The 12816-nt window shown below is 66.3% G+C and carries 12 protein-coding genes; 5 read left to right on the top strand and 7 right to left on the bottom strand.

All coding sequences use genetic code 11. From position 1 onward, the window contains the following. Window positions 1–5: 5 nt before the first annotated feature. Window positions 6–539, bottom strand: a complete 534-nt coding sequence (locus Rhe02_RS36990) for a hypothetical protein (protein ID WP_203913126.1) — start codon at window positions 537–539, stop codon at window positions 6–8. Between the two features lie 83 nt (window positions 540–622). Between Rhe02_RS36990 and Rhe02_RS36985 the strand changes: the two genes are divergently transcribed. The 4 genes from Rhe02_RS36985 (at window position 623) to Rhe02_RS36970 (ending at window position 4586) form a co-directional block, all read left to right on the top strand. After that, the gene (locus Rhe02_RS36985) at window positions 623–1528 is read left to right on the top strand and encodes a hypothetical protein (RefSeq protein ID WP_203913125.1); all 906 of its coding nucleotides are present in this window, start codon (window positions 623–625) and stop codon (window positions 1526–1528) included. A 77-nt stretch (window positions 1529–1605) separates the two neighbouring features. Next, window positions 1606–2442, top strand: coding sequence for an alpha/beta fold hydrolase (locus Rhe02_RS36980; RefSeq protein ID WP_239124292.1), 837 nt, complete (start codon window positions 1606–1608; stop codon window positions 2440–2442). A 124-nt stretch (window positions 2443–2566) separates the two neighbouring features. Beyond that, window positions 2567–3367 (top strand): class II glutamine amidotransferase, encoded by an 801-nt coding sequence (locus Rhe02_RS36975; RefSeq protein WP_239124291.1) that lies wholly within the window; start codon window positions 2567–2569, stop codon window positions 3365–3367. 25 nt (window positions 3368–3392) lie between these two features. Next, window positions 3393–4586, top strand: a complete 1194-nt coding sequence (locus Rhe02_RS36970) for an MATE family efflux transporter (protein ID WP_203913123.1) — start codon at window positions 3393–3395, stop codon at window positions 4584–4586. Here Rhe02_RS36970 and Rhe02_RS36965 read toward each other — a convergent pair. The 6 genes from Rhe02_RS36965 to Rhe02_RS36940 all read right to left on the bottom strand — a co-directional run bounded on the left by Rhe02_RS36965 (window position 4583) and on the right by Rhe02_RS36940 (window position 11478). Further along, the gene (locus Rhe02_RS36965; RefSeq protein WP_203913122.1) at window positions 4583–6604 is read right to left on the bottom strand and encodes an NAD-dependent epimerase/dehydratase family protein; all 2022 of its coding nucleotides are present in this window, start codon (window positions 6602–6604) and stop codon (window positions 4583–4585) included. The two genes, Rhe02_RS36970 and Rhe02_RS36965, sit on opposite strands and share 4 nt — an antisense overlap. 5 nt (window positions 6605–6609) lie before the next feature. Further along, window positions 6610–7515 (bottom strand): transketolase family protein, encoded by a 906-nt coding sequence (locus tag Rhe02_RS36960; protein ID WP_203913121.1) that lies wholly within the window; start codon window positions 7513–7515, stop codon window positions 6610–6612. Continuing rightward, a complete protein-coding gene (locus Rhe02_RS36955) occupies window positions 7508–8299 on the bottom strand; it encodes a transketolase (RefSeq protein WP_275412674.1) in 792 nt (263 codons plus the stop codon). Before Rhe02_RS36955 ends, Rhe02_RS36960 begins: the two co-directional genes overlap by 8 nt. A gap of 102 nt (window positions 8300–8401) precedes the next feature. Continuing rightward, window positions 8402–9994, bottom strand: a complete 1593-nt coding sequence (locus Rhe02_RS36950; RefSeq protein WP_203913120.1) for a glycosyltransferase family protein — start codon at window positions 9992–9994, stop codon at window positions 8402–8404. Next, on the bottom strand, window positions 9994–10761 hold the full coding sequence (locus Rhe02_RS36945) for a class I SAM-dependent methyltransferase (protein ID WP_203913119.1): 768 nt from the start codon (window positions 10759–10761) through the stop codon (window positions 9994–9996). The genes Rhe02_RS36950 and Rhe02_RS36945 overlap by 1 nt, the downstream gene beginning before the upstream one ends. Window positions 10762–10848: 87 nt before the next feature. Then, window positions 10849–11478 carry an alpha-ketoglutarate-dependent dioxygenase AlkB gene (locus Rhe02_RS36940; RefSeq protein ID WP_203913118.1) on the bottom strand — a complete coding sequence of 210 codons (630 nt, stop codon included), beginning with the start codon at window positions 11476–11478 and terminating at the stop codon, window positions 10849–10851. 85 nt (window positions 11479–11563) lie between these two features. Between Rhe02_RS36940 and Rhe02_RS36935 the strand changes: the two genes are divergently transcribed. Then, window positions 11564–12760, top strand: coding sequence for a S8 family peptidase (locus Rhe02_RS36935; protein WP_203913117.1), 1197 nt, complete (start codon window positions 11564–11566; stop codon window positions 12758–12760). Window positions 12761–12816: the final 56 nt, after the last annotated feature.

Below are 12816 nucleotides of genomic sequence, written 5' to 3'. Positions count from 1 at the left end.
ACCTGTCAGCGTAGCCCGAGTGTGTATCTCCGGGCGGGCGGCCGCAAAAGCAGGATGATGACCGAGATGAGTAAGGCAATGGAGATGACGCCCTCGGCGACGGCATAGGGCGCGGCCCAGGCGGGAGCCTCCTGCGCCACCGCAAGGGCAAGCTCGGTGGTGGGTGAAGAAAGGTTGCCGTTGCTGCCCAAGGGCGTCGATGTGCCACCGGTGAAACCCAGCAGGTTGAGGCCAAGCACCGGAATGCACAGGACCCAAGTCAGGACGCGGGCGATGTTCGAACCGCGCAGGAGGAATATCGCCAGAACGCTGAAGGCAACGGCGAGGACGCCCGCCTGCCAGATGATCCCGGTGTAGTTGTTGTCCACGATCCAGGCGTGGCGCGCGCCGACCTCGTCGATCGCGTAGCGCTGGTAGACGCGGATGACCGGGCCTGCGGTGATAGCCGAGGCGATCGCATTGGCCACCTGGAAGGCAGCCTCCGCTGCCAGCAGGACGACGGCTGCGGTCACCTCGGCCGGTCGTGGCTGTCTCGTCATGCTTGCCCTTCCAGCGTGCGGTCGCGGCCCGACCGTGTCGGCTCGGAACTCTAGTTGTTATCGGCGGCTGCGACCATGGCCGAATGCGCAAATGGTGGCACGTGCCGGCGTTGCTGGCGGTGCTCGCGGGGACCTGCGTCGGGCTGTCTCATGTGAGCGGCAATAGTCGTGTTAGGAGCCTGGAATCTGTCCACGAGGTGCTGGCGGTGACTCAAGGCACCCGCACCGGCACCGTAGTCATCTATGTGCTGGAGCACGGGCAAGAGGCGCAGTGGCTGATTGACGACTCAGGCGAAGCGCTTGGCAGGGAAGCTGGTGACACCGGCCTTGACGTCACGGCGTCCACGACCGGATGCGCGGGCCAGACGTGTTATCGCGTGGCGAAGACCGCGATGCGGGTGGAGGCGAGCCAGGACGGTGGGGCGACCTACCAGGTGGCATGGGAGGTGAGCGGGGAGGACTACCAGGTGCTCCTGGAGGGCTACCCGGACGTGGGCGATCCGGCGGAACATCTGGCGTCGAAGTATGTGGTGGTGCACCAGGCAGCGACGGGCCACGTGGTGTTTGTCGCCAACGGGCGCGACGGCTTGCTCTACCGGAACGTGAAAGGCGAGTGGCGCCGCCTAGGGTCCCCGGCTTCCGGAGAAGGGTGCTGCTATTACGTTCCGCCGCTGCGCCTCGCCTCGGATCCGCAGCCGGGCTTGAGCATCTACGCGATCGGCCTTGCGGTGGGTGCAATCCTGGTGGCCGGCGTCGTGACGATGGCGGCGCGGCGAAGGTGGCGGTTTACGGCGGTGGTGGCTGTCGTTGTCCTTGCCGCGCTTGCGGGCTACGGCGCGAAGCTGGCCGCCAATTTCCCGGACGTGGGGATGTTTCCCGGTCAGCTATACGGGCTCGGCATATTTTCCGTCATTTTCGTCAGCGGGATAGCGCTGACCATTTGGATAGTCGGCGAGCATCGATCCGTATCGCCGCCATCCTCGTTGTAGCTACGGGCTGCGATTTTTCGACTACAGAGCGTTCGGATGGCCCGAACGCGGGCAGCCCCGCAACCGAGGAGGCCTAGTTGCTGAAGTCCCTTGTCCCCCAACCCAGACGGCGTGCCCGCTGGGCGATTCTGGCCGTGCTCGCGGCCATGCTGCCCATGCTGCTGCCGTCCGCAAACGCGGCCGCCGTCTACCCCGGCTCACCCAAGCCGACGATCGTGCTTGTGCACGGGGCCTGGGCCGACGGCTCGTCCTGGGATGCCGTCACCCAGCGTCTTCAGAAGGCCGGGTACCCGGTACGAGTGCCACCTAACAACCTGCGCAACCTGACCACCGACGCCGAGACGATCGCCGACTTCCTGTCGACCCTGACCGGCCCCATCGTGCTGGTCGGGCACTCCTACGGCGGCGCGGTAATCACCAACGCGGCCACCGGAAACGCCAACGTCAAAGCACTCGTCTACGTGGACGCGTTCGCCCCGGCCGAGGGTGAGACGGTCTTCCCGCTGGCCGGCGCGGATTCCGTGCTCAACGGAGATCCGACGACCCTGTTCGACTTCGTCCCCTATCCGGGCGCACCTCCCGGAGATGTGGACCTCTACCTGAAGAAGAACCTCTTCTTGACGTCGTTCGCGACCGGGGTTCCGCGTGAGAAGGCGCTGACTCTGTATGCGGCCCAGCGCCCGATCGCGTTCAGCGCGGGCAACGTGCCGTCGGGCGTTCCGGCCTGGGCGAGCATCCCGTCCTGGTATGTGCTTGGCACGCAGGACCAGATCATCACTCCGACGGCCCAGCGGAGCATGGCTGAGCGGGCGGGTTCCACGATCACCGAGGTGAAGGCGGGCCATCTCTCGCTCATCACCCGGCCGAACGTGGTCACCGATGTCATCGTGCAGGCGGTGCGGGCCACCGACTAAGTGGCGAGACGCGACCCGGTACCCATGTGCCGGGTCGCGTTTTCTCGAAGCCCGGTCGGGGCATCGAGCACGGGGTTACGCTCAGCTCATGTGCCGCTGGATGGCGTATTCAGGATCCCCGATTTTGCTTGAGGAATTGCTGTACAAGCCGACGCACTCGCTGATCGATCAGAGTTTGCATTCGCGGCTGGGCGTGGAAACCACCAATGGCGACGGCTACGGCGTGGGCTGGTATCTGCCCGCCGACGGCCAGCGCCCGGGCACGCTCAAGGGCATCGGCCCAGCGTGGGGCAGCCGGAATCTTCGCGAGGTGGCCGCAAGTGTGCGGTCACCGCTGTTTCTGGCCCATATCAGGGCATCGACCGGGACCCCGGTGCAGGAGAGCAACTGTCACCCGTTCCGCTTCGAAAACTGGCTCTGGATGCACAACGGCATGATCGCCGACTACCACAAGGTGAAGCGCGACATCATGCTGGCCATCGACCCCGACCTGTTTCCAGACATCGAGGGATCGACCGACTCCGAAGCGATGTTCTATCTCGCGCTCACCTTCGGCCTGCGCGACGATCCGCCCATAGCCATCGAGCAGATGGCCGGTTTCATCGAGGACGTGGGCCACCGGCACGGGGTGGAGAACCCGCTCCAGATGACTATCGCCACCTCCGACGGCGAAAGGCTCTGGGCGGTCAGATACTCCTCCGTGCACAACAGCCGGTCGCTGTTCTTCAGCACCGACGTCGAGGACTTGCGCAGGTTGCACCCGGACAACCCGATGCTGCAGGGCATCTCCGACGAGACGCGGCTGATCGTGTCGGAGCCGCTCGGCGACCTTCCCGGCGCTTGGAACGCCGTGCCGGAGGCGCATTGGGGAGTGGTTCAGGAAGGTGCCGACGAGATCCACCCCTTCATACCCAAGCGGCCGTAAACCCGGGTGTTAGCCTTTCCGGCACATGACTGCGAATGTTGCCGAAAAGGTGCCCAACCGCGCGGCCCAGCTGGGCCGCGCGGGCATTGCCGTGGCCGCCGCGACCGTGGTGGCGAATTTTCTCGCCTACCTGGTCCCGCTTTTTGGGGCCCGCAAGCTCGACGCCGGCAACCTCAGCGCGATCGCCACGGTGATGGCGATCCTGGCCATCGCCTCGGTGCCCGCGTTGGGTTTGCAGATGGCGGTGGCGGTCGGCCGGGCCAAGCATGGGGCCGTGCACCGGCTCAACCGGCTGATCCTGCTCGCGGTCGCGGCGACAGTGATTCCACTGCTGCTGCTGACACCCGTGCTCTCCCACACGTTGCGGCTGCCCTGGCAGGTGGTGCCGTTCGCGGCGGTCACCGTCGCCGCGGTCACCGTCGCTTCGGGCTGGCTCGGGGTGCTGCAGGGCAGCATGCGCTTCTCCCGGCTCGCACTCGGCATGGTGCTGCTGGGCATAACGCGCTGCGGCGGCATCATCGCCGGGTTGCTGGCCGGGTTTGACCTCGTGGGCATGGTGGCCCTGGGCGCTGCCGTCTCTGTGCTCGCGACCGCGGCCATCCGGCCGTTGCTGCCGCCGCCTGTCGACCTGGCGGAGCCGCCGCCGATGCTGAGCCGCGAGGTTTGGGCCGCGGGCAGTGCCACGCTTGCGCTTTTCGTGCTGTCCTACGCCGATCTCATTGCCGCCCGGTACCTGCTGCCCGACGTCAACTCGGCCGAGTACGCGGTTCTCAACGTGCTGACCAAGGGCGCGATCTGGGCGCCCGGCGTGATCACCGTGATGGCGCTGCCCTACTTCGCCCGCGACGTGCGCAACAGCCGCAAGCTGGCTGTGTTGGCAGTGACCGCTTTCGGAGCGCTGCTGGTCGCGGGCACCGCCCTGCTCGGTCCGCTGGCAATGCGGGCCGCCGGTGGCGAGGCCTACGTGCATCTGGCCGGGTACGCGCCCGCTTTTGCCGCGCTGGGGGCGCTCTACGCCATCGTTTTCGTGCTCACCAACGCTCAGGTCGCCGGCGGCGCCAAGTCACCGGCGGCCCCGCTGTGGGTGGTCGCCGCCGGGTTCACCACCGCGGTCCTGGTGCTGCGCCCCGGAATCACCGGCATCGTCACCTGCGCACTGGCCGCCGCAGCCGCAAGCGTCATCGGCGTCGGCGTCGCTCTGCACCTACGCACCCGCTAGCGAAACACCTCTGCTGCCGCGGCCGGAGTGAAGGCGGGAAGGTCGTGGCCGTCGGCCTGGGACAGGTGCACCTGGCCGGAGCGGATGAGGCTGTCACGAAGGAAACGCGGCCTTCGCTTGGTCTCCTCGAGGATGGTGCCGACATAGGCACCGACGATGGAAATGGCCAGCAGGTTGAGCGAGCCGAGGAAAACCACCAGCGTGATCAGCATCGTGATGCCGTGCGGGGCGATGTCCGGCTTGATCATCTTGTAGCCGACCTGGATCAGCAGCGCCAGCATCGACAGCCCGAAGAACACCGCGCCGATCGTGCTCATCAGCGACAGCGGCACCCGGCTCACCGCCAGGATGCCCTTGGTGGCCCAGCCGACATTCTTCATCAGATTGTTGGTGGAGGTGCCGAACATCCGCTCGGGGCGCACGTAATCCACGCCGGTCTGCTTGCCGCCGACGTAGGCGCGCAGCGCCCGCAGGAACATGTCGCGCTCCGGGAACTGCAGCAGATGGTCCACCACCCGACGATCCATCAGCGAGAAATCACCGGCGTCGGTCGGCACTTTGAAAGACGCGGAACGATTGAACAGCCGATAGAAACTGCGATAAGCGATTCTCATGTACCAGGGCGCGTCCCGGTCGACCCGGTGGCCGTAAACGACTTCCCAGCCCTCGTTCCACTTCTCGATGAACTTTTCGATCAGCTCGGGCGGGTCTTGCAGGTCGCCGTCGAGCAGCACGACAGCATCGCCGGTGGCTTGCTTCATGCCGCTGACAAAAGCAAATTGCGAACCGAAGTTGCGGCGATGTGTTATGCCGATGACGTGTTCGTCGTCGCGGGACAGGTTCAGGATGACCTCGGCCGAGTCGTCGGGGCTGGCGTCGTTGACGAAGATGATTTCGTAATCGACACCGCACTTGACGAACATGTCGGTGAGCCGGCGATGCATGTAAGGGATCGCCTGGCCGTCTTTGTAACACGCGATGACCGCCGAGACTTTGCGGCGGCGGGCCGGCTCTGCCTGTTGCGGTAGCGCGGCGGAATAGCTGTCGTCGAGGAGGGTGCCTCGACCGTCCACTTTGTACCACTGCTCGGTGAGGCGAAGCCCGTCGCGGAACGCGACTCGGGCCCGCCAGCCTAGCTCGGCGTCTATGCGGCGCGGGTTGCCGTACCAGTCGGAAAGGTCCCAATCCCTTTGCACCGCTGAGAAAACCGGCTCCTGCACGATGCCGAACTCGTCGCCGATGGTGCGGGCGACGTCCTGCATCGAGGTGGCCTGACCGCTGGCCACGTTGTAAACGCGGAACGCGGGCTCAAGCGTGTTGTGGGCGGAATGGGCCGCAGCCACAAAGGCATCCACCACATCGTCGATGAACACGAAATCACGGGTGGTCTTCGGGTCGGCGAAGTCTGGCAACTCTGCCCGCCGCACCCGGCGCACAATCTCGGGAACCAGCCGACGCGGCTCCTCCAGCGGCCCGTAGATGGAGTAGAGCCGCAACACGCGTGCCCGCAACTCGTTGCGGCCCGCGAAGTTCTCCAGCAGTTGAGTCGCGCCCAGTTTGGTGATGGCGTAAAGACTGTTGGGTGCGGCGACGGCGTCCTCGGCCGGACCGGCGCAGTTGGTGCCGTACTCCGATGACGATCCGGCGTGTACCAGCACCGCATCGTTCTTCGCGGCCCACCGAGCCAGCTCGTCCACCATGCCGAGATTGACGCCGGGGATGCGTTGCGAATCGGATTGAAACGGATAGGCGCCGGCCGCGGCGAGATTGATGATGGTGCGGGGCCGATGCCGGTCGAGGGTCTCGGAAATCCGATCGCCCACGGTCTCGTAGCGCAAACCTTGCGCTATCTGGAGCCGCCAAGGGTTTTCGCGGGTGCCAAAGCCGATCACATCGTCGCGGCCGGCGCTGAGCGCGTCGAGCACATGCACGCCAATGAACCCGCCCGCGCCCAGAACCGCGATCGGGCCAGGGATCGCGGCATGGTCGAATGCGGGTTCGGTGCTGCGGAGAGCCATCTGGATCACCTTACGGACGGGAGCCTGGAAACCAGGTCGGCGGCGAGGTCGTCCACCGGGCGGTGCAGCTTGTTGATGACAAATTGCGGCGACCCGATCCTGCCCACGGGCAGCGCGGCGATCGCATCCTTGACCAGCCGCACCCCGATGCCCCGGGTGGCGATGACATCGGCGGCCGCCGACCCCAGCCCACCCACCTGGTAGTGGTCTTCCACGGTGAGGCAAACCTTGGCCTGCGCCAGATGCGCGGCGAGGTCATCGGCGGTCTGCTCGTCGAACCGCAGCACCGACAGCACCCGCGTCTGCACCCCGGAATCGTGGACCCGCTCGGCGATGGCGTGCGCCCGCTCTTGCCCGTTGCCGAGCGCGAGCACCAAAACGTCGGTCTGCTGCGGTTGCTCCGCCCGGATGTCTTGCGACGGCCGCGGCGAGCCCTGCCTGTTCAACCGGATGTAGGCCGGGCCGGGCCGCTCGCCCGCCTCGCGGACCAGCACGCGGGCGTCGTCGTCGGTGACCGGGGCGTAGATCGTCAAGCCCGGCTGCGAGCGCGCCATCGCCAGATCCTCGATGGCGTAATGGGTCATGCCGTCGAAGCTGTAGTCAGTCCCCGCGCCGACACCCATGATCGTTACCGGAAGGCGGTGTGCCACCGGGCCGTTGCGGATGAACTCGAACGGCCGCAGGAAGGAGAAGGTGGCGATCGAATAGCAGTAGGGCAGCAGGCCCGCCTCAGCCATGCCGGTGGCCACCCCGACCATGGCCTGCTCGGCCACGCCCACGTTGACGAACTGCTTGGGCAGCTCGCGCGCGAAGTTGTCGAGGACGCCGAAGCCTAGGTCGGCGGTGAGCAGCATGATGCGGCTGTCCGCCCTGGCAAGCTCGGCCAGCTCATTGATTGCCGCATTACGCACTGGGGGTCTCTCCCAACTCAGCCAGCGCCGACGTGTACTGCGCTTCCGTCATCGGGAGGTAATGCCACTCGATGCGGCGCTCCATGAAGCGCACGCCCTTGCCCGCGGAAGTCTTCGCCACGATCAGGTGGGGCCGGCCCGCAAGCACCTCGGCGTCGAGCGACACGGCGGCGTTGAGCGCATCGACATCGTGCCCATCGACTTCGCTGACATGCCAGCCCATCGCCGCGAACGCGGCCGGTGCGGCGGAGGTGTCCAGCACATCCCGGGTGTACCCGAGCGCCTGCTGGCCGTTGAGGTCGAGCACGACGGTGAGGGTGGAACAGCGATGGTGCGCCGCGATCAGCGCCGCCTCCCAGGTGACGCCCTCGTCGAGCTCGCTGTCGCTGAGCACCACATAGATCGACCACGGGTTGCCGGAAAGATTGGCCGCCATCGCCGAACCCACGGCGTAGGACAGGCCCTGCCCCAGCGAGCCGGTCATGAAGTCAACGCCGGGAAGCTCCGGGTCGGGATGGGTGCCCAGCAGCGAGTCGTCCTGGCCGTAGGTGGCATGCAGCTCGTCGTCGATCACGTGCAGCTCGCACAGCGCGCCGTACCACGCCATCGCGGCGTGACCCTTCGACAGCACGAACCGGTCGCGTCCCGGGTCGCGGGTGCCCAGCCCTCTCACCCGCGGCGCCACGACGGCGACGATATCGGCGATGGAGAGAGCGGATCCTATGTGGCCTTTAGAGGCGTTGAACGCAGATTGGAGGATCCGAACACGGATTCGTTCCGCCAGGGCCCGAGCGTCGATGACTCCACCCCCTTCACGGATCGAATGGCCAGCGCCGTGGATGTTACATCGCTGGTGAAGGTCATGGCGTCTGTGTCAGCGGCTTATTCAGCCGCGAACGTAAACGGTGCATTTCTCGCAGGCGTGGATCGCGCCCACCGACCGGTATTGCGTGGTCAGCACGGCGGTCAGGTCTGGGTACACCTTGGTGATGGAATGCTCCGGTTTGACGTGGAAGAAAGGGTTACCCACCGCGTCGACGACGCAGGCCGTGGACTTGCGCTCGATGGCCTCGCGGATCACCTCGTGACCCGAGGGCTGGTTGGCCGGCGCATCGGTCAACAGGGTGAGGTTCATGTAGGGAACCGCGTTGCTCCAGCTGTAGATGATGTACAGCTCCGGAGCCCATCCCCACACCAGCACCTCAGAGCCCTTCGGGCACGCGCTGACGAGTTTCGGGTCCTGCGGTGGATGGCTGTCCGGGCGGAACACGTTGGCCAGTTGGTCACCGCTCGCGGTCTCGGGCAGCTGGGTGGGCGCGCCGAAGGACGCCACCCAAGCAACCAACGCCACGAAGATGACCAGGGCCGGCCGCAGGATGGGCCGGTTGGCGAGGGGCACCAGTTGCGCGCCGGGCTTCAGCGGCAGCGCGAGCGCGATGGCGAAGGCCGGGTACATGAAGATCAGGTAGTGGCCGAAGCCCAACCCGCCGAGGTAGACAGCCACCAGCCCGGCGCCCGCCACGATCGCCCGCCAGAGCTGAACCCGCGGCACAGAACGCGAGCCGAACCAGCACACCAGAAGCAGCATCAGAACCTGATGCATGGAGGTGACCAGCACGCGCCAATTGCTGATGCGCCCGTTGAGGCCCACCCGGGTCGAGTACTCGGAGACAAAGGTGAGGTTCTGCTGGATCGCGACCATCGAGACATCGGGCGAGATCAGCATGGCCACGCCGAGGATCAGCGCGGGCGCGAACCCGCCGACGGCCCACCAGCCCAGGTTTCGCCATGCTTGCCGCCATTGGAACTGCGGCAGGAACGCCAGCTGCATCGCCAGCACGGCCACCGCCAACGGCGCCACCTGGTACTTCGCGCCGACGGCAAGCCCACTGAGCAAACCGGTGACCGCAAACAACCATGGGCGTTTGGCCAGACTCTCCGGGCGCACCAACGCGGCACCCAAGATGAGCGCGCTGGGCAGCAGCTCGGTGCTCAGCGCGGCCAGGTTGACCGGATCACCGGTCAGCGAAAGCACGAAGGGCAGCCACCAGAACAGGGTCACCACGGCGCTGAGGAACGCGCCGGTGACCCGCCGGACGAGGGTGAAACCCAGGTACCCCATCACGCCGACCAGCGCCGCCGCCACGAAATGGGCGGCGAACATCGTCATCGGCAGGCCGAGCATCCCCAGCATGGCGAGAAACAGCGCCCAGATCGGGCCGGTGGTCGCCGTAGTCCAGGTGGTGAACGGGACAGGGGAGTGCATCGCGGCCCGAGCCTGACCCATCAGCTCGGCTTCATCGGGGTTCAGCGGGTAACCGTTGCCAAGGTGCTGGCCCCGCAGCAACACCGCGACCATCACGAAACCGGCCGCGAGCGCGCACTGCACGCCCACCCGAATCATCGTGCCCCGGAGGTCCTGGCCTTTCTGATTCTCTTGTGCGGTCACAGCCTGGGGGTCGGCGACGCCGGTTGTCATTACTTCTTGGCCCAGACCGTGTAGCCCAGCGGGTCATCGGGGGAGCCGATGCCCAGGTGGACCGAGGCGTGCCCGACGAGAACCGCGACCGCCAGCATGGGCGCGAACGCCAGCGCGAAGAGCAGGGTCAGCGGCAGCAAGAACCTGTACCGAGGTTTGAGCAAACGCAGGTAGGCCACGATCATCTTCGACGCGATCGCGGTGAGGTCGGTGCCCCGCGGCTGCACCCGCACCGAGGAGAATCCGGCGAACATGTTCGCCAGCCGCGACGGCGTGAACCGGTGGTAGTCATGCGGAATGTAGTGGTAGCGCGCGGACCACGGCACGGTGATCACGACGGGTGCGCCGGGCTTGGCTATCCGGTGCATCTCGTTGACGAGGGCCTGCGCGTTCTCCACATGCTCAAGGACCTCTGTGCACAGCACCGCATCGACCGAATTGGCGTCGAACGGGATGCTCTGACCGTCAAACTGCACCACGTCGGGATTGCGGTAGCCGAAGTCGTCTGCGGTGTAGATGTCCAGCGCGACGTACCGGGCGGCCTTCTTATGCAGCAGGTGCTTGAACGGGCTCTGCCCGGCGCCGACGTCCACGATCGTCCCGGTGACGCCCGGGAGGAACCGCTTCAGGTGCCGGTGGATCGTCTTGAGCTGGAAATCGGCCAGCATCCGGCCGTTGAACAACAGCTTGTTCGCGAACGTGTCCGGCGCGACGTGCGCCGCCGGCTGGAAGCGTTCAGCGGTCTTATCATCAGCTCGGACAGTCATGCGCGTGAATTCCCTATGGCCGGTGTCGACGGCAGCTCCGCCCAGATAAAGCCAGCGAAGCATACATGTGGACGCGACGATCGCCGGTCAGCGGACTCCGCGAACCCGGAACTGGATGCTGATGCGTGGGCCGGTGGGCCGGGCGGTCTTGGGGACGGCGTGCTCATAGGTGCGCTGGCACGAGCCGCCCATCACGAGCAGGTCACCGTGACCCTGCTCGAAGCGCAGGGCCGGCCCGCCGCCGCTGGGCCGCAGCGCCAAGGCCCGCGGTGCGCCCACCGAGACGATCGCGACCATCGTGTCCTCGGTCTTGCTCCGGCCTATCCGGTCGCCATGCCAGGCGACGCTGTCGCGCCCGTCGCGATAGAGGCACAGGCCCGCGGTGCGGAAGGGCTCACCCAGCTCGGCCGCGTAGTGCAGGTCGAGGGCGCGTTTAGCGGCATCGAGGGCGGGATGGGGGAAGGCCTCATCTTCGTCGTAGAACTTGACCAGCCGCGGGACATCGACAACCCGGTCGTACATCTTGCGGCGCTCGGCCCGCCAGGGGACACCGTCGAGCAGCTTGAGGAAGAGCGCGTCGGCCCCGATCATCCAGCCCGGCCGAAAGTCGACCCAGGCGCCCTGCTCAAGCACCGTGCGCTGAACCGAGTCGCCGAGCTGACCAGGGCGGATGTCCTCCCCGAAGTCGAGCAGCGAGCCTTGAAATGCCGCGGTCATGTCCCGAGCCTACCTCGCGATTGACACAGGCGTTCGATCGCGTCTATCCATTGATTAGTATCATGGTTTGAATGTAATCTTGTCCATGCCATCGAAGCGAATCCTCCTCGCACTGGCCGTCAGCACGCTCGCGAGCGCGGCCACCACTCTGGCTGCCCCCTCGCCAGCGCTCGGGGCCGGTGGTCCCTTCAGCGCCACCCCGGTCGCGGTCAGCGCCCCCGTCGCCGCACCCGACGTCACCCTGATCCCGGACACCTACATCGTGTCGATGAAGACCGGTGTGGACACCGGCAACGCCATCAAGGCGCTCAAACTTAGCCCCCAGCACAGCTTCGGCAAGGCGCTCAACGGTTTTGCCGTCAAGCTCAGCAAGGCACAGCTGAAAGCGTTGTCGCACAACGCCGATGTCCTCGCCATCGAGCAGGATGCCTGGCACACCAACGTTTTGGACACGACGCAGACCAACCCGCCGGCCTGGGGCATCGATCGCATCGATCAGGTGAACCTGCCACTGTCGGCCAGCTACACTTACACCGCAACAGGTGCGGGCGTGCACGCCTATATCATTGACACCGGCGTCGCCCCCACCCATCCCAACTTCGGCGGTCGCGCGACCTTCGACTTCAACGCGATCGACACCACCAACACCGACTGCAACAACCACGGCACCCATGTTTCGGGCACCATCGGCTCGGCCTCCTACGGCGTGGCCAAAGGCGTGCGCCTGCACGGCGTGAAATGGCTCAACTGCGCGGGAAGCGGCACCACGTCGGCCGCCATCGCCGCGGTGAACTGGGTGACCGCCAACAGGATCGCCCCCGCGGTCGCGAACACGTCGTGGAACGCCAGCTTCAGCTCAAGCCTGGCCACCGCGCTGACCAACATGATGAACGCGGGCGTCTTCCTGGCCACCTCGGCCGGAAACACCGGCGGCAACTCGTGCGATCGCTTGCCGCGCAACCTCACCGCCACGCTCGCCGTCGCGGCCACCACGTCCACCGACGCGCGGGCAAGCTACTCGTCGACCGGCCCCTGCGTCGACATCTACGGTCCTGGATCCGGCATCGTTTCCACGATTCCCGGTGGGGGTACCGCATCGTTCAACGGAACATCCATGGCCACCCCGCACGCAACCGGCATCGCCGCGCTCTACAAAGCCACCTTCGGTGACGCGAGCCAGGCGACCATCCACAATTGGATCACAGCCAACGCCAGCAACGGGGTGGTGACCGGCTCACTGTCGGGAACCCCCAACCGCCTCCTCAACAAGCGCGCGCTGTGATCAAATAACGCCGCCCCCGCCAACATTGGTGGGGGCGGCGTGCTGTAATTCTGGCG

It is taken from the genome of Rhizocola hellebori (genome assembly GCF_016862955.1).
GTDB lineage: Bacteria > Actinomycetota > Actinomycetes > Mycobacteriales > Micromonosporaceae > Rhizocola > Rhizocola hellebori.
This window is presented reverse-complemented; position numbering and strand designations above follow the sequence as displayed.

What these genes read in the sequence shown, in the direction of transcription:
- Rhe02_RS36990 (WP_203913126.1), bottom strand. Translation starts at nt 539, where the DNA reads ATGACGAGACAGCCACGACCGGCCGAGGTGACCGCAGCCGTCGTCCTG.
- Rhe02_RS36985 (WP_203913125.1), top strand. Translation starts at nt 623, where the DNA reads ATGCGCAAATGGTGGCACGTGCCGGCGTTGCTGGCGGTGCTCGCGGGG.
- Rhe02_RS36970 (WP_203913123.1), top strand. Translation starts at nt 3,393, where the DNA reads ATGACTGCGAATGTTGCCGAAAAGGTGCCCAACCGCGCGGCCCAGCTG.
- Rhe02_RS36965 (WP_203913122.1), bottom strand. Translation starts at nt 6,604, where the DNA reads ATGGCTCTCCGCAGCACCGAACCCGCATTCGACCATGCCGCGATCCCT.
- Rhe02_RS36950 (WP_203913120.1), bottom strand. Translation starts at nt 9,994, where the DNA reads ATGACAACCGGCGTCGCCGACCCCCAGGCTGTGACCGCACAAGAGAAT.
- Rhe02_RS36945 (WP_203913119.1), bottom strand. Translation starts at nt 10,761, where the DNA reads ATGACTGTCCGAGCTGATGATAAGACCGCTGAACGCTTCCAGCCGGCG.
- Rhe02_RS36940 (WP_203913118.1), bottom strand. Translation starts at nt 11,478, where the DNA reads ATGACCGCGGCATTTCAAGGCTCGCTGCTCGACTTCGGGGAGGACATC.
- Rhe02_RS36935 (WP_203913117.1), top strand. Translation starts at nt 11,564, where the DNA reads ATGCCATCGAAGCGAATCCTCCTCGCACTGGCCGTCAGCACGCTCGCG.